Below are 18402 nucleotides of genomic sequence, written 5' to 3'. Positions count from 1 at the left end.
TCGAAAAGTGTCGAAACGACAACCATCGGCACAGTTTCGTCAAAAATGATGATGTGTCTTTTAAGGAAGAACTGGTGAATCGCTTTATAATCGCCGACTCCAAACTCTGCATGGGTTGCCATACCTGTGAGGCGGCTTGCTCCGAAACGCACCGTCTGCACGGCCTGCAATCCATGCCACGCCTGAAAGTGATGCGTGACGCGAATGATTCCGCGCCGCAAATGTGCCATCACTGTGAAGATGCGCCGTGTGCGAGCGTATGTCCGGTAAACGCTATCACCCGTATCGACGGGGCAGTACAGCTAAACGAAAGCCTCTGTGTGAGCTGCAAACTGTGCGGCATTGCCTGCCCATTTGGCTCGATTGAATTCTCCGGTAGCCGCCCAATTCATATCCCTGCGAATGCCAATAGCCCGAAAGCGCCAGCGGCACCTCCGGCTCCTGCACGTATCAGTTCGCTGCTCGACTGGGTGCCAGGCGTTCGCGCTATCGCCGTGAAGTGCGATCTGTGCAGCTTTGATGAGGCTGGCCCGGCGTGTGTCCGCACCTGTCCAACCAAAGCACTGCGTGTGGTTGATAACAACGACATCGCCAAATCCAGCAAACGCAAACGTGAACTGACCCTGAGCACATCGCTTGGCGATCTCACCTTGTTTACCCAGCCTGAGGTAAAAAAATGAGTGCATTTATCCTGATTCATTGGGCGCTAATGGGGTTTGTACTAAGCGCAGCGCTTGCAGGAATCACAGCTTTTAATAAACCAGTGAGTGGTTTTATTGCCGGGCTTGGCGGCGCCATCAGCTCTGTCCTGGTCCTGATTGCAGGCTTCGATGCGTTAACGGGCTTTGGCGGCCTGGCGCAAATCTGGCACCAGAATATCCAGCTCAATGCGTTTAACGGCGTGTGGCTGGTCACTCTCGGTCTGCCTGGTCTGTTTATCTCGCTGTTTAATATCGACTGGCACCGTCATCAGGCGGTAAAAGCCAACGGTTTGCTGGTCAATCTGGTGATGGCAGCGGCGGTAGCTGCGCTGGTTGCCGATAACCTCGGCATGCTGGTCGTGTTCGCCGAGATCGTCGCGCTGTGCGGCTACTTCCTGACGGGTTGCCAGAAATCAGGCCAATTGTGGTTTGCTCTGGGTCGTCTTGGCACCGTGCTGCTGGCCGTGGCGTGCTGGATGCTGTGGAAACAGTACGGCTCGCTGAGTTACACCGAGTTGCATCTGTTAACCAATGGCGCACCGGTTAGCTCCGTGGTTTGGTTGCTCGGTCTGGTTGGCTTTGGTTTGCTGGCGGGCATTATTCCGCTCCATGGTTGGGTGCCACAGGCACATGCCAACGCTTCTGCTCCGGCAGCGGCGCTGTTCTCCGCCGTAGTGCTGAAAATCGGCCTGTTCGGCATCATGAGTTTCTCGCTTATTAGCAACTCCATGCCTTTATGGTGGGGCATTCTGGTAGTGGTTCTGGGGATGATTACGGCGTTTATCGGCGGCCTGTACGCGCTGATGGAACACAACATCAACCGCCTGCTGGCTTACCACTCCCTTGAAAATATCGGCATTATTCTGCTCGGCTTGGGCTGCGGCCTGATGGGTCTTGCGCTGAACGAATCCACGCTGATTGCACTGGGCATGATTGGTGGCTTGTATCACCTGTTCAACCATAGCGTATTCAAAACCACGCTGTTCCTGGGTGCGGGCGCGGTGTGGTTCCGTACCGGTCATCGCGACATCGAAAAGCTGGGTGGAATTGGCAAGCGCATGCCGCTGATTTCTATCGCCATGTTGGTCGGTCTGATGGCGATGGCTGCCCTGCCACCGCTGAACGGCTTTGCGGGCGAATGGGTGATTTACCAGTCGTTCTTCCATCTCGGCACCCTGCCGCTGTTTATCGCTCGTTTCTTAGGCCCATTGCTGGCTGTAGGTCTGGCGATTACCGGTGCGCTGGCGGTGATGTGTATGGCGAAAGTGTATGGCGTCACCTTCCTCGGCGCACCTCGTACGGCCGAAGCTGAAAACGCGACTTCCGCACCGTTCCTGATGAACCTGTCTGTAGCAGCACTTGCCGCCTGTTGTGTGATTGCGGGTGTCGCGGCACCGTGGCTGATTCCGCTACTGCAAAACGCGATCCCGCTGCCGCTACAAACTGCCAACACCACGGTTTCCCAACCGATGATTACTCTGCTGCTGATTGCTTCCCCACTGCTGCCATTCATTTTGATGGTGATTTTCCGTGGCGACCGTCTGCCAAATCGCACGCGCGGCACGGCCTGGGTGTGTGGCTACGACCACGAACAAGCGATGGTGATTACCGCAGGTGGTTTTGCTCAACCAGTGAAAGCGGCCTTCGCGCCACTGCTAAAACTGCGCAAAACTCTCAACCCGGTGAAGTGGGTGCCTGGCTGGCAGTGTGAATGTCTTGCCGGTACGTTCCGTCGCCTGGCGATGATCGAACTGGCCGTGTTGCTGGTTGCGGTCTGCGCTTAAGGAGCCTGAAATGAATACCATTTTCTTTTCGTTGATTCAGGCGTTGGTGCTGTTTGCCGTTGCGCCGTTATTGTCCGGTATTACCCGCGTCACTCGCGCCCGTATGCACAACCGCCGTGGGCCTGGCGTGATGCAGGAATATCGCGACCTGTTCAAATTATTGAGCCGCCAGAGTGTGGCACCAGCCGCTTCCGGTTGGGTATTCCGCCTGATGCCGTTTGTGATGGTTGGCGTGATGCTGACCATTGCCACCGCGCTGCCGGTGGTGACGCTCTATTCACCGCTGCCATCGCTGGGTGATTTGATAACGCTGATTTACCTGTTCGCCATCGCCCGCTTCTTCTTCGCGATTGCAGGCCTGGATACCGGAAGCCCGTTTACCGGCATCGGTGCCAGCCGTGAAGCCATGCTCGGCGTGTTGGTTGAGCCGATCCTGATTCTGGGCCTGTGGGTAGCCGCACAAGTGGCGGGCAGCACGCACATTAGCAATATCGCCTCCACTATCTACCACTGGCCGACTGCACAGAGCTTAACGCTGATTCTGGCGCTCGCTGCCTGCGCGTTCGCCACGTTTATCGAAATGGGCAAACTGCCGTTCGACCTCGCAGAAGCCGAGCAAGAATTGCAGGAAGGCCCGTTGACCGAATACAGCGGCGCGGGTTTTGCGGTACTGAAATGGGGGATTTCCCTCAAGCAATTGGTTGTGCTGCAAATGTTCGTCGGCGTGTTCCTGCCGTGGGGCCAGATGAGCGAATTTAGCTGGGGCGGCCTTGTCATCGCGCTGATTCTGGCGGCAGTCAAACTGGTCGCTGGCGTGCTGATTATCGCGCTGTTTGAGAACAGCATGGCGCGCCTGCGGATGCTGGAAACCTCGCGCATTACCTGGGCCGGTTTTGGCTTTGCCTTTTTAGCCTTCGTCTCCTTGCTGGCGGCGTGATTTAAGAGAATTTATTTATGTCTGAAGAAAAGATTGGCCAACATTATCTCGCCGCACTGCATAAGCAATTTCCTCATGCAGTCATCGACGAAGCCTGGCAGACCAAAGACCAAATCACCGTCAACGTGAAGCTCAACATGCTGCCAGAAGTGGTGGAGTGGCTTTACTACCAGCAAGGCGGCTGGTTATCCGTCTTGTTCGGTAACGATGAGCGCCAACTTTGCGGCAGCTATGCGGTTTACTACGTGCTTTCTATGGAAACCGGCGTGAAATGCTGGATCACCGTGCGCGTCGAAGTGGATGCCGATAAACCCGAATTCCCGTCCGTCACACCACGAGTGCCAGCCGCAGTCTGGGGTGAGCGCGAAGTGCGTGATATGTACGGCCTGCAACCTGTTGGCCTGCCGGATGAACGCCGTTTAGTGCTGCCAGATGATTGGCCAGATGACCTGTATCCGCTGCGTAAAGACAGCATGGATTACCGCCAGCGCCCTGCGCCAACCAGCGACCAGGAAACGTATCAGTTCATCAATGAGCTGGGCAGCAAGAAGAATAACGTGGTGCCGATTGGCCCATTGCACGTCACGTCTGACGAACCTGGCCACTTCCGCCTGTTTGTTGACGGCGAAAACATTATCGACGCCGATTACCGCTTGTTCTACGTCCACCGTGGCATGGAAAAACTGGCTGAAACCCGCATGGGTTACAACGAAGTCACTTTCTTGTCTGACCGCGTCTGCGGCATTTGTGGCTTCGCCCACAGCACCGCGTACACCACATCTGTTGAGAACGCGATGGGTATCGTGGTGCCAGAACGCGCCCAGATGATCCGTGCGATTTTGCTGGAAGTGGAACGTCTGCACAGCCACTTGCTGAACCTCGGTCTGGCTTGCCACTTCGTCGGCTTCGACTCCGGCTTTATGCAGTTCTTCCGCGTACGTGAGATGTCCATGAAGATGGCGGAAATCCTCACCGGCGCGCGTAAAACTTACGGTCTGAACCTGATCGGCGGGATTCGTCGCGACCTGCTCAAAGACGACATGATCCAGACGCGCCAGCTGGCACAGCAGATGCGTCGTGAAGTGAAAGATTTGGTCGATATTTTGATGAGTACGCCGAATATCGAACAGCGTACCGTTGGCATTGGCCGCCTTGACCCGCAAATCGCCCGCGATTTCAGTAACGTCGGCCCAATGGTCCGCGCCAGCGGCCACGCTCGCGACACCCGCGCCGATCACCCGTTTGTCGGTTACGGCCTGCTGCCGATGGAAGTTCACAGCGAAACCGGCTGTGACGTGCTGTCGCGCCTGAAAGTGCGCATCAACGAAGTGTATACCGCGTTGAACATGATTGATTTCGGCCTGGATAACTTGCCTGGCGGCCCGCTTGCGGTTGATGGCTTCACCTACATTCCAAACCGTTTCGCGCTCGGCTTCTCTGAAGCGCCTCGTGGCGATGATATTCACTGGTCGATGACCGGCGACAACCAGAAGCTGTACCGCTGGCGCTGCCGTGCAGCCACGTACGCCAACTGGCCGACGCTGCGTTACATGCTGCGTGGCAACACCGTTTCCGATGCACCACTCATTATCGGCAGCCTGGATCCTTGCTACTCGTGTACCGACCGTATGACGGTGGTTGATGTGCGTAAGCGCAAAACCAAAGTGGTGCCGTACAAAGAGCTGGAGCGCTACAGCATCGAACGCACCAATTCGCCGCTGAAATAAGTTGAGATGCCTTGGTTTAGTACAACCCTCACCCTAACCCTCTCCCTGAGGGAGAGGGGATCAATCGGTATTCTCCCTCTCCTGGGGGAGAGGGTCGGGGTGAGGGCAATGTTAAAAACCAGGGCAAAACACTGGAGTCATCATGTTTAACTTCATCAAGAAAGCCATAAAAGGCGGCGTGGCCACCGAGTCATACCCGCTACAGCCGATTGCCGTGGACCCTAATTTCCGTGGCAAACCGGAACACAACCCGCAGCAATGCATCGGTTGTGCGGCGTGCGTAAACGCCTGCCCGTCTAACGCATTAACGGTAGAAACCGATCTGGTTGCCGGGCAACTGGCCTGGACCTTCAATCTTGGGCGCTGCATTTTCTGTGCGCGCTGTGAAGAAGTCTGCCCAACCGCAGCCATCAAGCTTTCACAGGAGTACGAACTGGCGGTGTGGAACAAAGCCGACTTCCTGCAACAGGCGCGTTTTGACCTGTGCAATTGCCGCCAGTGCAGCAAGCCTTTTGCAGTGCAAAAAGAGATTGATTACGCCATTGCGCTGCTTGAGCACAACGGCGACAAACTTGCCGAAGCGCACCGCGCCTCGTTTGAAACTTGCCCGGAATGCAAACGCCAGCAAAGCCTGGTCTCTTCCGACCAAATCGACCTTAGCCGCCAGATAAGAGAGGCCAGCTAATGAGTATGTTACTCGGCCCGCGCGACGACAAAGGCATGCCAGTGCCAATGACCGTGGATGAATCCATTGCCAGCATGAAAGCGTCGCTGCTGAAAAAAATTAAACGCTCTGCCTACGTTTACCGCGTTGACTGTGGCGGCTGTAACGGCTGCGAAATCGAAATTTTCGCCACCCTTTCGCCGCTTTTCGATGCAGAACGCTTTGGTATCAAGGTCGTTCCATCACCTCGTCATGCGGATATTTTGCTGTTTACCGGCGCGGTGACCCGCGCAATGCGTTCCCCTGCGCTGCGCGCCTGGGAATCCGCGCCGGACCCAAAAATCTGCATCTCTTACGGAGCATGCGGTAACAGCGGCGGCATCTTCCACGACCTGTATTGCGTCTGGGGCGGCACCGACAAAATCGTTCCGGTCGACGTATATATTCCGGGTTGCCCACCGACACCTGCGGCAACACTGTACGGTTTTGCCATGGCACTGGGCTTGCTGGAGCAGAAAATCCACGCCCGTGAAGCGAGTGAAATGGACGCTCAACCGGCGCAAATTCTGCACCCGGATATGGTGCAGTCGTTGCGTGTACGCATCGACCGTGCAGCACGCCGCCTGGCGGGTTATCGCTATGGTCGCCAGATTGCTGACAGCTACATGGAAAATCTCACCGCCGGTGGCGGCAGTGTTCAACAGTGGCTGGCACACGAGAACGATCCGCGTCTGACTGAAATCGTCACTCATCTGGAAGAACTGGTGAAGCAGGAGCGCGTGTAATGAGCGAGTCGGTGGTCTTTTGCCAGCTTAGCCGTAAGTTTGTCGACGAAAACGACAACACCCCGAGTGATACGCAACAGGTGGTTTATTACAGCCTCGCAATCGGCCACCATCTCGGCGTTATCGACTGCCTGAAAGAGAATCTGGTTTGCTCATTTGAGCCTTACAAAGCGTGGATTGCCACGCTTGAAGAGGGCAGCGAAGCGCGGCGCAAAATGGAAGGTGTGCCGCGTTATGGCGAAATTGTTATCGACCAAAGCCATGTGGTTTTGTTAGCGAAAGCCTTTGATGCCGCAAAACCAACGCAAACTGAGCAGCAGCAAATCTGGAGCCAGGAATTGCTCGACATGCTGCAAGCCATTCAACAAGAACCCGCCATTTATTTGATGGTACGGAGACGTTATGACTAATGTTTTGCTGTGTGTCGGCAACAGCATGATGGGCGACGACGGCGCAGGCCCGTTGCTGGCAGAAAAATGCCTGGCAGCACCACAAGGTGACTGGGTGGTTATCGACGGCGGCACCGCACCGGAAAACGATGTGGTGGCGATCCGCGAATTGCGCCCGGAAAGATTGCTGCTGGTCGATGCGACAGACATGGGCCTCGCCCCTGGTGAAATCCGCATTATCGACCCGGACGATATCGCCGAAATGTTTATGATGACCACCCACAACATGCCACTCAACTATCTGATTGATCAGTTGAAAGAAGATGTTGGCGAGGTGATTTTCCTCGGTATTCAGCCCGATATCGTCGGCTTTTACTACCCAATGACCGACGCGATAAAAGCGGCGGTGGAGACGGTGTATCAGCGTCTGGCAGGCTGGGAAGGTAAAGGCGGCTTTGCCGATCTGGAAGCGCCTGAGTTCGAGTAAATTTTGGTGAGTGCTGCAGTGCTTATTACTGGTGGATAAATTTTGTTATACCCAGGTCCCCGGCCATTATTTTTTATGGTCGGGGTTTTTATTTTGTCATCCCCCCATTTGGCTTTTCCCACAATGATGCAGGCCGTATTTATTCTGTGAATCCGAATACCTTTGGCATACATAATTACTATTAATTAATTGATAAATAGACACTTATTTCGAACTTATTCCTACCATTCATCTGCAATATTGACCTTCATCACTGAACCCAACCCCGAAACCGCTTACTTCTTTCCCTCGCATTTCGTGATGTTTTTATTTCATCTGTATTCTCTGTAACAAGGATCGTTTTATGTCACTCAATGGACTGCGTTTCACCCTTGAGGTGGACGGCCTGGAGCCTGATACCTTCGCAGTAGTGAACTTTAGCCTGAACCAGCATCTCTCCTTTCCGTTTACCCTCGATGTCAATGTCGCCAGCAATAATACTTTCCGGCTGACGGCGGAGGATCTGCTGGAGAAAAACGCCACGCTGACCATCTGGCAGGGGGCCACGCCACAACGTTATGTCACGGGCGTGGTCACCACTTTCGGCATGAAAGAAAACACCGGCTGGCAGATGCATTATCGTTTTCAGATACAGCCTCCCCTGTGGCGCGCAGGTTTGCGGCAAAATTTCCGCATTTTCCAGCAGCAGGATATTCAGGCGATTTCAGGGCTCCTGCTGCAAGAAAATGGCATCACAGACTGGCAGCCTTACTTTTATGAAGACCATGCCGATCGCGAGTTCTGCGTCCAGTACGGCGAAAGCGACCTGGCGTTTTTGTCACGTCTGTGGGCTGAGGAAGGCGTTTTCTTCTTTGATAAACATTCCCCGGACGGTGCGAGCCAGACATTAACGTTGTGTGATGATAAGGCGGGTCTGGCCCGGGCTGAATCCTCCTTCCCTTTTAACCCGAACACCCGCGAAGTCACCGATGAATGCGTCAGCGTATTTCGTTATGAAGCCTGCATCAGCCCCTCATCGGTATTGAGCCGGGACTACACCTTTAAAATACCCGACTGGCCGGGTCTCTATGACCACGATGCTGAAAATCTCAACGGTCAGCGCTCGCAATATAAAATCTTTAATTATCCGGGGCGTTATAAAGATGAGCAGCACGGCAAAGATTTTACCCGTTACCACATGGAAGGCCTGCGTAACGATGCTGAAAAAGCCAGCGGCTCGGCCAATACACCAAAATTGTGGCCCGGCGTGTGCTTTACGCTGACAAGACACCCACAGGAAAACATGAATCGCCAGTGGCAGGTGGTGCGCAGTCTGCTGACAGGAAATCAGCCTCAGGCGCTGCATGGCAGCCAGAAAATCGGCACCACGCTGAACAACCAGTTTGAGGTGATACCCGCTGACCGGACCTGGCGTTCCACGCCCCTGCCGAAGCCGAAAGTGGATGGCCCGCAAAGTGCTGTCGTCACCGGCCCGCCAGGCGAAGAAATTTTCTGCGATGAGTACGGGCGTATTCGCGTCAAATTCATCTGGGACCGCTATCACGGCACCACCGAAGACAGCTCCTGCTGGATACGCGTTTCCCAGGCGTGGGCAGGCACGGGATTCGGCAATCTCGCCATCCCGCGCGTCGGCCAGGAAGTGATTGTTGATTTTCTGCATGGTGACCCCGACCAGCCGATTGTGATGGGGCGGGCGTATCACGAAGACAACCGCTCGCCGGGCGACCTGCCGGGTACCAAAACCCAGATGACGATACGGTCGAAAACCTACAAGGGCAGCGGGTTTAACGAACTGAAGTTTGATGATGCGACCGGCAAGGAGCAGGTCTATATCCATGCGCAGAAAAACATGGATACGGAAGTGCTCAATGACCGCACCACGGATGTGAAACATGACCACAGTGAAACCATCGGCAATAACCAGAAAATCACCGTGGGACTGGGGCAAACAGTCACAGTGGGAAAAGAGAATGCGGGCGGCCATGACCAGAAAATTACCGTCACTCATGACCGGAAGGTGAACGTCGGCAACGACCAGACCCTGAAAGTGAAAAACGATCGCACCGTCTGCATCAGCCGCAACGACGGGCTGTACGTGGCGAATGACCGGAAAGTGACGGTGGACGGGGACCAGCACCACAAAACGACCGGAAATCACGTCAGTCTGGTGCAAGGGAAATGCAGCCTTGAGGTAAAAGGCGACCAGGCTCAGAAAGTTAGCGGTGCGCTGGGCATTAAAGTTAACGGCGCTATCGTGCTGGAAAGCAGCAGCCAGATCAGCCTGAAAGTGGGCGCTTCGTTTGTGACGATACATGCCGGTGGCGTCGACATCATGGGGCCGATGATCAACCTCAACGGCGGGGGGAGTGCGGGGACGCCGGTGCAGACGTTAATGCCGAGTGTATTGAAAGCGCTGACAGGCAAGGATGATAAATCGGATGGGTCAAATAATTCGCAAAATAGTGGCAATTCCGGAGGGAATAATAATTCCAGTGGTAATGGAGGCGATTCAGATGGCGACGATGATTCCAGTGGGGAAGATGATGGTCCATACAAAATCATGTTTAATTTTTATGACACCAACGGAATCCCTTACGGCAATATGCAATATACCGCTTACTTTTCAGATAATACGGAAAAGGACGGAGTAACCGATGAAGAAGGAAATACGGAAGTGTTTGAGCGAGACGATGATGACGAGGTCAAGATAAAACTGTTCAGTCGCGATTTTGATACTTTTTGGGGAGATGAAAAATGAGTGACACCACTGACGGTAAACCAACAAAGAAATTGAAAGTTGTTAAACAATGTAAAATAAATGACGTCCAGGCGATGGTCAAAGAAGCGTGGGAGGCTATGGGCAAAGTTCTGGAGCAAAGAGAGAAGGATCTTACGATTAACTGGGGGGAGACAACACAAGCCGAGTTTTTAAAAATATTTGGCTCTGAGGGTAAGCGTAAAATTGAAGTCGAATTGTCGTTAAAAGGCGATCATCATAAAGTTAAAATGACTGCCAGAGAAATCATGCTGGATGGAATAAGACGCTTTATCGATTTAAGAGAATTAATTACGTTGGATGATTTCATCAATTATATCTATGATCGCGACCATCCTGATGCTCAGATTAATGGTAAGGATCCTCGGAAATCCGGTATGCCAGAAACCTTTACTGCAAATGTAAATGGGGAGCAAGAAAGTGATTACAAAATTAATATAGGAATAAATTTTATCGGACGTAAAGGCGGTAATGGCTTTAGAGCGTGTGCAACGGTGATGGGTGTTGATTCCCGAGTAGCAACCCTTTGCCATGAAATGAGCCATTTTGTTAAAAAATGGAGTGATCCTTCATTAGGGGGGATGGGGACGAGTGACTATGATGTGGATGGAAATAAACCGCCTCGGAATGTAGATGATTGGACCATTTTAGACCACCAGGACGGAGCAGCGAAAATGGTTTCCAGAGGCGATCCTAATGTTTTTGATAACGCATACAATATTGAAAAGTATTTTGAAATAGAAGTTTAAGTATTTACTGCTTTTTCGGGAATATGGCTCTACATGTCACATGGCATCATTTAAGGGATTGATTTATGCTTAACAAACGGTTCCATTTTATACTGATTAATATATTCATTTTTTCTATGATTATTTCTTTTCCATCAATGTCTAGCAGCCTGACTGTATTAAAGTATAATTACGGTCGGCGAGAATCACTAGATAATTCTAAATACATGCCAGGGACAATTTATTTAATAGATGATAGAATATACCCATGGGTGTTTATCGGTGCATACTCACCCACGTCAGACATTGAAAATCGGAGTATAAAAAACAAGCAGAATATATCTCTGGATCTTTCAGTAAAACAGATTGATGGTGACGTGTTAGCGACTGTTAATATTTTTAATCATGGTAAAGAGTCTTTTTTTATTAAAAATTTATCCTTCCCATATACTCATACTCATGAGGATGGATCAACGACATCAGATTTATCATGGCCAAGTGTTATAATCAATACTGATAATATTATGTTGCATTTTTTTGGTAATACCTGCTGCGGCGGAATTTCTGAAGATCAGAGAGATTGGACGGAAATCAAACCCGATAAAGTTAATTCGTTTACCACTGTGCTTAATGACAGCTTTGATTTTCTCACAGATAAAAGACGTTATGAAATAGTGACTTCAAATTATGTGATGGTTAAAGAAAATTGGTTTACAGAGCGTTCAATATGGCAATCTCTTTTTCCTATATTAAATATGACCATAGCTCAAGTTTGCCCGGTAACGCGTAAAGTGTTCTATGTATACAAAGAAGGGCGAATATGTGAGTCTAACTTTAATACCTATACTGGAGTCAGAAAACTACTGGATCGTGTAGGAATAAATGGCAGGAATAAGGATAACGAATTATCCATTAGATCCGAACCCGTAACAATAGAAATTGATGGCAGTAAAGTCCGCTCTCTTTTCACGAGGCCGCCGTATAATGGTAAGAGCTAATCCTCCTGAGTACCAAAATTACAGGGTAAATACGTCATATCCTGTGCAACAACTAACTTGTTCGTATTTCCTCTAAGTCAAAGGTGGTCACCGAACTCGAAAATCAAACGACACTTTCCAAACCCCTCTGTCATTTGCCCAAATGACATCGTCAAATGTGTCGATGTCACTGTCACCCTACCCCGGATCAATGCGTAACGCCTTGATTCACGCTAGTTTCAAAGTTGGCACACTTTATGTATGTCTATCGCCGACTTATAAAAACACTCTCCCCAGGAGCTTATGATGAACCGCTTCATCATTGCAGATTCGAGCAAATGTATTGGCTGTCGCACTTGCGAAGTGGCCTGTGTCGTGTCCCATCAGGAAGCGCAGGATTGCGCGGCATTAACTCCGCAAACTTTCCTGCCACGTATTCACGTGATTAAAGGCGTGAATGTTTCTACCGCAACGATGTGCCGTCAGTGCGAAGACGCACCTTGCGCTAACGTCTGTCCGAACGGTGCTATCAGCCGCGAACATGGGTTTGTGAATGTGATGCAAGAACGTTGCATCGGCTGCAAAACCTGTGTGGTTGCCTGCCCGTATGGCGCGATGGAAGTGGTCGTTCGCCCCGTCGTGCGCAACAGCGGCGCAGGTCTTAACGTGATGGCCGAAAAAGCCGAAGCGAATAAGTGCGATCTTTGCCACACCCGCGCAGAAGGCCCGGCCTGTATGGAAGCCTGCCCAACCAACGCCATTATCTGCGTTGACCGCAACAAGCTTGAGCAAATGAGTGCTGAAAAACGCCGCCGTGCCGCGTTTGATGCCACTTCATCTCTGATTTTCTAATTTACGTACTTCACTTTTAACAGGTCTGTTACTGATGAAAAAAATTACCAGCGTCTGCCCTTACTGTGGCGCAGGCTGCAAATTGAAATTGGTTGTTGAGAAAAACAAAATTATCCGTGCTGAAGCGGCTGATGGTGTCACAAACCAGAATGAACTCTGCCTGAAAGGCTATTACGGCTGGGATTTTCTCAACGATACCAAACTGCTCACACCGCGTTTAACGCAGCCAATGATTCGTTACGAAAAAGGCGGGAAACTCCAGCCAGTCAGCTGGGATGAAGCCATCAGCTATACCGCGAAGCGCCTGAAAGCGATTAAAGAGCAGCATGGCCCGCGCTCGATTATGACGACGGGTTCGTCACGCGGAACAGGTAACGAAACCAACTATGTGATGCAGAAGTTTGCACGTGGCGTGTTGCATACCAACAACGTTGACTGCTGTGCGCGTGTTTGCCACGGGCCGTCGGTTGCAGGTTTGCAGGTGACGCTGGGAAATGGCGCGATGAGCAACTCCATCGGCGATATCGAACACTCTAAGTGCCTGTTGGTGTTTGGTTATAACTGTGCCGATTCGCATCCGATTGTGGCGCGTCGGGTGATTAAAGCGAAAGAAAATGGCGCGAAAATCATTGTGTGCGATCCGCGTCGCATCGAAACCGCACGCATCGCCGACCAACATTTGCAGCTGAAAAATGGCTGCAACATGGCGCTGGTGAATGCCTTTGGTTACGTGCTGCTCGAAGAGAATCTCTACGATAAAGAGTATGTGGCGAAATACACCGACGGCTTAGATGCCTACCGTGAGGTCGTCAAAGGTTACGCGCCAGAAGACGTTGAGCACCTGACAGGTGTTCCGGCACACATGGTTCGCCAGGCGATGCGCACGTTTGCTGCCGCGCCTTCCGCCACCATCATGTGGGGCATGGGCGTCACGCAGTTTGGCCAGGCGGTTGACGTGGTAAAAGGCTTATCAAGTCTTGCACTGTTGACGGGAAATCTCGGTCGCGAAAACGTCGGCGTTGGCCCGGTTCGTGGGCAAAACAACGTGCAGGGCGCGTGTGATATGGGCGTGCTGCCAAACCAGTTCCCTGGCTATCAGGATGTGGTTGACCCGGAAGTGCGTGCGAAATTCGCCAAAGCCTGGGGCATTAACGCTGCTGATATGGACGACAAAGTCGGCGTGCGTATCACTGAAGTACCGCATATGGCTATCGAAGGCGAGATGAAAGCCTACTACATCATGGGCGAAGACCCTTTGCAGACTGAAGCCGATCTCGGCCTGGTGCGCAAAGGCTTTGAAGCGCTCGATTTTGTGGTGGTGCAAGATATCTTCATGACCAAAACCGCCGAAGTGGCCGACGTTATTTTGCCAGCCACTTCCTGGGGCGAACATGGCGGCGTGTTTACCTGTGCCGACCGTGGCTTCCAGCGTTTTGAGAAAGCGATTGATGCGAAATATAACGTCAAACGTGACTGGGAAATTATCAGCCTGCTGGCAACAGAGATGGGCTACCCAATGCACTACGACAACAACCAGCAAATCTGGGACGAACTGCGCGAGCTCTGCCCGCTGTTCTATGGCGTGACCTACGAGAAAATGGGCGAGATGGGCCATGTGCAGTGGCCATGTCCGACGTTGGATCACCCAGGTACGCCGTATCTCTACAAAGACAGCAAGTTCGATACGCCAAACGGTAAAGGCCAACTTTTTGCCGCCGAGTGGCGCGCACCTGCCGAAGTGCCGGACGCGGATTATCCGCTGGTGCTGTGTACCGTTCGTGAGGTCGGACACTACTCCTGCCGCTCGATGACGGGCAACTGTGCGGCGCTGCAAACACTCGCCGATGAGCCTGGATTTGTGCAAATCAACCCGACGGATGCCGAGTTACTCAATATCAAAGACAAGCAACTGGTGTGGGTCAGTTCGCGTCGCGGCAAAGTCATCAGCCGTGCCGAAGTGAATGAGCGCATCAATCTTGGTTCGGTGTACATGACTTACCAATGGTGGATTGGTGCCTGTAATGAACTGACTCAGGACAACCTTGACCCGATTTCCAAAACACCGGAAACCAAGTATTGCGCGGTGAATATCAGCCAGATTGCTGACCAGCAATGGGCCGAGAACTATGCGCAGACCACCTATAGCGATATGAAAGCGCGTTTGCGCAGTGCTGTAGAAGTTTAGGAACCACCCTCGCCCTCACCCCGCCCCTCTCCCCCTGGAGAGGGAGAAAAGAATGTCTCCTTCTCCCTCAGGGAGAAGGCTGGGATGAGGGTGTTAAAACCGAACAGGAATATCAGTGAATCTTAACGGCGTGATGCTACGCATTCGCGGCAAAGTCCAGGGCGTGGGTTTTCGGCCTTTCGTCTGGCAACTGGCGCAACAACTCACACTCACAGGCGACGTCTGTAATGACAGCGCGGGAGTATTAGTACGCCTGACATCTGCCGCTGATGCGTTTATGACTCAGCTTCACGCCCATTGCCCACCGCTGGCGCGTATTGACAGCGTGGAACAATCCGCCATGCAGTGGGAAACCCTGCCGCAGGATTTCACCATTCGCCACAGCGACAGCAGTTCGATGGACACGCAAATTGTCCCTGACGCCGCAACGTGCCCGGATTGCCTGCGCGAACTCAACGATCCAAACGATCGCCGTTATCGCTATCCGTTTATCAATTGCACCCACTGCGGCCCACGCTTCACGATTATTAACGCTATGCCGTATGACCGGCCAAACACGGTCATGGCGGCGTTCCCGCTGTGTCCTGCGTGCGAGAAAGAGTATCGCAACCCGATGGACAGGCGCTTTCATGCGCAACCCGTCGCCTGCCAGGATTGCGGGCCGCACATTGAATGGCATGGCGAGCAAAAACTCGAGCACGACGATGCCCTTAAGGCTGCCGTAACGGCGTTAAAAGCCGGGAAAATCGTGGCGATAAAAGGGCTGGGCGGATTCCATCTGGCGGTAGATGCCCGTAACGATGCCGCCGTCTCCCGTTTGCGCCGCCGTAAACATCGCCCGACAAAACCGCTGGCGGTGATGCTGCCAGATTCAGGCGGATTGCCTGCGGATGTCGTCGCACAGCTCAATACTCCAGCAGCACCGATTGTCTTAATGGCGAAGTCGAATTTACCCGACTTAAGCGAGTTTATCGCTCCGCATCTGTTTGAGGTCGGCGTCATGCTGCCCGCCAATCCACTGCAACACCTTTTGATGCAGGGCTTCGGCGCACCATTGGTGATGACATCTGGCAATTTAAATGGCAAACCGCCAGCCATTACCAATCAACAAGCGCGCGAAGAATTAGCCGACATTGCCGACGGATGGCTACTGCACAATCGCGACATCGTGCAGCGTATGGATGACTCCGTGGTGCGTGCCAATGGTGAAATGCTGCGTCGTGCCCGCGGATTTGTGCCAGATGCCCTGCCGCTGCCGCCTGGTTTTGCCGCACTGCCGCCGATTCTGGCGTTGGGCGCGGATCTGAAAAATACCTTCTGTTTGCTGCGCGGCAACCAGGCGGTGCTCAGCCAACATCTGGGCGATCTCTCTGAAGATGGCGTGGAACAGCAATGGCATAAAGCGCGCACGCTGATGTGTGAAGCTTATGATTTTACGCCAGAACATATCGTGATAGATGCCCACCCAGGCTACCACAGCGCCCGTATTGGGCGTGAAATGGATTTGCCCGTAAGCTCTGTTTTACATCATCACGCGCATGCTGTGGCTTGCCTTGCCGAACACCTTTGGCCGCTCGACGGCGACGATGTGATTGCGCTAACGCTGGATGGAATTGGTTATGGCGAGAACGACCAGTTATGGGGTGGCGAATGCCTGCGTGTGAATTATCAGGAATGTGAACACTTAGGGGGGTTACCCGCAGTGGCTCTGCCTGGGGGAGATCTCGCGGCTCGTCAGCCGTGGCGCAACCTGCTCGCCCATTGCCTGACTTTTTTGCCGGACTGGCAACAATACCCAGAAACTGCCATTGTGCGCGAACAAAACTGGCCGCTACTGGCAACGGCGATTGCCCGTGGAATTAACTCACCAGCCGCCTCTTCTGCAGGCCGTTTATTCGATGCCGCCGCGGCCGCGCTTAACTGTGCACCGCTGCAACAAAGCTATGAAGGGGAAGCCGCTTGCCGCTTTGAAGCACTGGCGTCACTTAGCGGTGCCTGTCTCCATCCTGTCACCCTGCCGCTTGTTGAAGGCAAACTTGATATGGCGACATTCTGGCAGCAATGGATGAACTGGCACGACTGTGCGCCTGCTCGCGCCTGGGCATTCCATGATGCGCTGGCAAAAGGCTTTGCTGATTTGGCCCGCAGCCACGCGCGCCGGTTGTCGATTAATACCCTCGTGTTCAGCGGTGGCGTACTGCATAACACGCTGATGCGCGAACGTTTTGCGCATCATCTCGCAGATTTCAATCTGCTCTTCCCGACACTGTTACCCGCCGGTGACGGTGCTCTTGCATTGGGTCAGGCCCTGGTTGCCGCCGCCCGCATATCCCTTCCTTCACAAGGATAAAATGATGTTCTTGCGTATTCTTCGTGACAACCCGCGCGCAGCCGTTTTGTTGGCAGTGTTAGTTGCCGCCAACCTTGCGTCCTGGGCCTGGGCGCTGGTTTCGTTTCACCACAGCACCGCCTTGATGGCCGCAAGTCTGCTGGCCTGGTGCTATGGATTGCGGCATGCAGTCGATGCCGATCACATCGCAGCAATTGATAACGTGACGCGCAAAATGATGCAGCAAGGGAAACGCCCATTTGGCATTGGCGCCTGGTTTTCGCTCGGCCATTCCAGCATCGTGGTGTTGGCCTCTGTTGCGATTGCCGCCACTGCCGCTGCATTCCAGAACGATATGGAGTGGTTTCATGACGTCGGCGGTGTGATTGGTACCGCGGTGTCAGCCTGCTTCTTACTGGCGATGGCGTTGGTTAACCTGGTGATTCTGCACGGCGTGTGGCGCAATTTCCGTCAACTCAAGCGTGGCGAACCGCTTTCTGCCGAGGCGACCGATTTCACCGGTGGCGGCGTAATGAGCTGGCTGTTCCGCTCCACGTTTAAGCTGATTAACAAAAGCTGGCACATGTATCTGGTGGGCTTTTTGTTTGGTTTAGGGTTTGATACGGCAACAGAAATTGGCATCCTGGGTATTTCTGCCGCCAGCGCATCGAGCGGTATGTCGATGTGGTCAATTCTGGTGTTCCCGGCGCTGTTTGCCAGCGGGATGGCGCTGATTGATACGCTCGACAATATGATTATGGTTGGCGCTTACGGTTGGGCGTTCAACAAGCCGCAACGCAAGCTTTATTACAATATGACCATCACTGGTACCTCCGTGGTCGTCGCCCTGTTTATCGGCGGCATGGAAGCATTAGGATTGCTGGCAGATAAGTTCGACCTGCATAACGGCGTGTGGAAATGGGTTGATGCGCTGAATGAAAACCTCGGCAATGCGGGCTTTATCGTAGTTGGGCTGTTTATTATCTGCTGGATTGTGTCGATGGTGAATTATCGCTGGAAAGGGTACGACTCTCTGGTGGTTCGCTAACTTATAAAGCCTTCTCCATACGGAGAAGGCTTT

Annotated in this window: 15 protein-coding genes; all 15 read left to right on the top strand. The window is 52.9% G+C overall.

The features are described from left to right. The first annotated feature begins 74 nt into the window (after window positions 1–74). The gene (locus OH773_RS00805) at window positions 75–680 is read left to right on the top strand and encodes a 4Fe-4S dicluster domain-containing protein (protein WP_270142163.1); all 606 of its coding nucleotides are present in this window, start codon (window positions 75–77) and stop codon (window positions 678–680) included. Continuing rightward, complete coding sequence (gene hycC / locus OH773_RS00800) at window positions 677–2485, top strand: formate hydrogenlyase subunit 3 (RefSeq protein ID WP_270142160.1); 1809 nt, start codon at window positions 677–679, stop codon at window positions 2483–2485. The genes OH773_RS00805 and hycC overlap by 4 nt, the downstream gene beginning before the upstream one ends. A gap of 10 nt (window positions 2486–2495) precedes the next feature. Beyond that, window positions 2496–3422 carry a respiratory chain complex I subunit 1 family protein gene (locus OH773_RS00795; RefSeq protein ID WP_270142158.1) on the top strand — a complete coding sequence of 309 codons (927 nt, stop codon included), beginning with the start codon at window positions 2496–2498 and terminating at the stop codon, window positions 3420–3422. Between the two features lie 17 nt (window positions 3423–3439). Beyond that, complete coding sequence (locus tag OH773_RS00790; RefSeq protein WP_183272186.1) at window positions 3440–5149, top strand: hydrogenase large subunit; 1710 nt, start codon at window positions 3440–3442, stop codon at window positions 5147–5149. 142 nt (window positions 5150–5291) lie between these two features. Further along, on the top strand, window positions 5292–5834 hold the full coding sequence (locus tag OH773_RS00785) for a formate hydrogenlyase complex iron-sulfur subunit (RefSeq protein ID WP_034460466.1): 543 nt from the start codon (window positions 5292–5294) through the stop codon (window positions 5832–5834). Then, complete coding sequence (locus OH773_RS00780) at window positions 5834–6598, top strand: NADH-quinone oxidoreductase subunit B family protein (protein WP_270142153.1); 765 nt, start codon at window positions 5834–5836, stop codon at window positions 6596–6598. The genes OH773_RS00785 and OH773_RS00780 overlap by 1 nt, the downstream gene beginning before the upstream one ends. Next, on the top strand, window positions 6598–7008 hold the full coding sequence (locus OH773_RS00775) for a formate hydrogenlyase maturation HycH family protein (protein ID WP_270142151.1): 411 nt from the start codon (window positions 6598–6600) through the stop codon (window positions 7006–7008). The genes OH773_RS00780 and OH773_RS00775 overlap by 1 nt, the downstream gene beginning before the upstream one ends. Further along, complete coding sequence (gene hycI, locus OH773_RS00770; protein ID WP_270142149.1) at window positions 7001–7474, top strand: hydrogenase maturation peptidase HycI; 474 nt, start codon at window positions 7001–7003, stop codon at window positions 7472–7474. The genes OH773_RS00775 and hycI overlap by 8 nt, the downstream gene beginning before the upstream one ends. Before the next feature lie 343 nt (window positions 7475–7817). Next, window positions 7818–10232 (top strand): type VI secretion system tip protein TssI/VgrG, encoded by a 2415-nt coding sequence (gene tssI, locus OH773_RS00765; RefSeq protein ID WP_270142147.1) that lies wholly within the window; start codon window positions 7818–7820, stop codon window positions 10230–10232. Continuing rightward, complete coding sequence (locus tag OH773_RS00760; RefSeq protein WP_270142145.1) at window positions 10229–10999, top strand: hypothetical protein; 771 nt, start codon at window positions 10229–10231, stop codon at window positions 10997–10999. The genes tssI and OH773_RS00760 overlap by 4 nt, the downstream gene beginning before the upstream one ends. A gap of 65 nt (window positions 11000–11064) precedes the next feature. Then, the gene (locus OH773_RS00755; RefSeq protein ID WP_270142139.1) at window positions 11065–11976 is read left to right on the top strand and encodes a hypothetical protein; all 912 of its coding nucleotides are present in this window, start codon (window positions 11065–11067) and stop codon (window positions 11974–11976) included. A gap of 285 nt (window positions 11977–12261) precedes the next feature. Beyond that, window positions 12262–12807: an electron transport protein HydN gene (gene hydN, locus OH773_RS00750; protein ID WP_183272365.1), complete on the top strand. Its 546-nt coding sequence runs from the start codon at window positions 12262–12264 to the stop codon at window positions 12805–12807. A gap of 34 nt (window positions 12808–12841) precedes the next feature. After that, on the top strand, window positions 12842–14992 hold the full coding sequence (gene fdhF, locus OH773_RS00745; protein WP_270142137.1) for a formate dehydrogenase subunit alpha: 2151 nt from the start codon (window positions 12842–12844) through the stop codon (window positions 14990–14992). Window positions 14993–15125: 133 nt separating this feature from the next. After that, window positions 15126–17342: a carbamoyltransferase HypF gene (gene hypF / locus OH773_RS00740; protein WP_270146021.1), complete on the top strand. Its 2217-nt coding sequence runs from the start codon at window positions 15126–15128 to the stop codon at window positions 17340–17342. A 4-nt stretch (window positions 17343–17346) separates the two neighbouring features. Then, window positions 17347–18369, top strand: a complete 1023-nt coding sequence (locus OH773_RS00735) for a HoxN/HupN/NixA family nickel/cobalt transporter (protein ID WP_270146019.1) — start codon at window positions 17347–17349, stop codon at window positions 18367–18369. Window positions 18370–18402: the final 33 nt, after the last annotated feature.

Source organism: Buttiauxella sp. WJP83, assembly GCF_027594725.1.
GTDB lineage: Bacteria > Pseudomonadota > Gammaproteobacteria > Enterobacterales > Enterobacteriaceae > Buttiauxella > Buttiauxella selenatireducens.
This window is presented reverse-complemented; position numbering and strand designations above follow the sequence as displayed.

Excerpts from the sequence above, each read along its gene's own strand:
- hycC (WP_270142160.1), top strand. The coding sequence starts at position 677 with ATGAGTGCATTTATCCTGATTCATTGGGCGCTAATGGGGTTTGTACTA.
- OH773_RS00795 (WP_270142158.1), top strand. The coding sequence starts at position 2,496 with ATGAATACCATTTTCTTTTCGTTGATTCAGGCGTTGGTGCTGTTTGCC.
- OH773_RS00790 (WP_183272186.1), top strand. The coding sequence starts at position 3,440 with ATGTCTGAAGAAAAGATTGGCCAACATTATCTCGCCGCACTGCATAAG.
- OH773_RS00785 (WP_034460466.1), top strand. The coding sequence starts at position 5,292 with ATGTTTAACTTCATCAAGAAAGCCATAAAAGGCGGCGTGGCCACCGAG.
- OH773_RS00780 (WP_270142153.1), top strand. The coding sequence starts at position 5,834 with ATGAGTATGTTACTCGGCCCGCGCGACGACAAAGGCATGCCAGTGCCA.
- OH773_RS00775 (WP_270142151.1), top strand. The coding sequence starts at position 6,598 with ATGAGCGAGTCGGTGGTCTTTTGCCAGCTTAGCCGTAAGTTTGTCGAC.
- hycI (WP_270142149.1), top strand. The coding sequence starts at position 7,001 with ATGACTAATGTTTTGCTGTGTGTCGGCAACAGCATGATGGGCGACGAC.
- tssI (WP_270142147.1), top strand. The coding sequence starts at position 7,818 with ATGTCACTCAATGGACTGCGTTTCACCCTTGAGGTGGACGGCCTGGAG.
- OH773_RS00760 (WP_270142145.1), top strand. The coding sequence starts at position 10,229 with ATGAGTGACACCACTGACGGTAAACCAACAAAGAAATTGAAAGTTGTT.
- OH773_RS00755 (WP_270142139.1), top strand. The coding sequence starts at position 11,065 with ATGCTTAACAAACGGTTCCATTTTATACTGATTAATATATTCATTTTT.
- hydN (WP_183272365.1), top strand. The coding sequence starts at position 12,262 with ATGAACCGCTTCATCATTGCAGATTCGAGCAAATGTATTGGCTGTCGC.
- fdhF (WP_270142137.1), top strand. The coding sequence starts at position 12,842 with ATGAAAAAAATTACCAGCGTCTGCCCTTACTGTGGCGCAGGCTGCAAA.
- hypF (WP_270146021.1), top strand. The coding sequence starts at position 15,126 with ATGCTACGCATTCGCGGCAAAGTCCAGGGCGTGGGTTTTCGGCCTTTC.
- OH773_RS00735 (WP_270146019.1), top strand. The coding sequence starts at position 17,347 with ATGTTCTTGCGTATTCTTCGTGACAACCCGCGCGCAGCCGTTTTGTTG.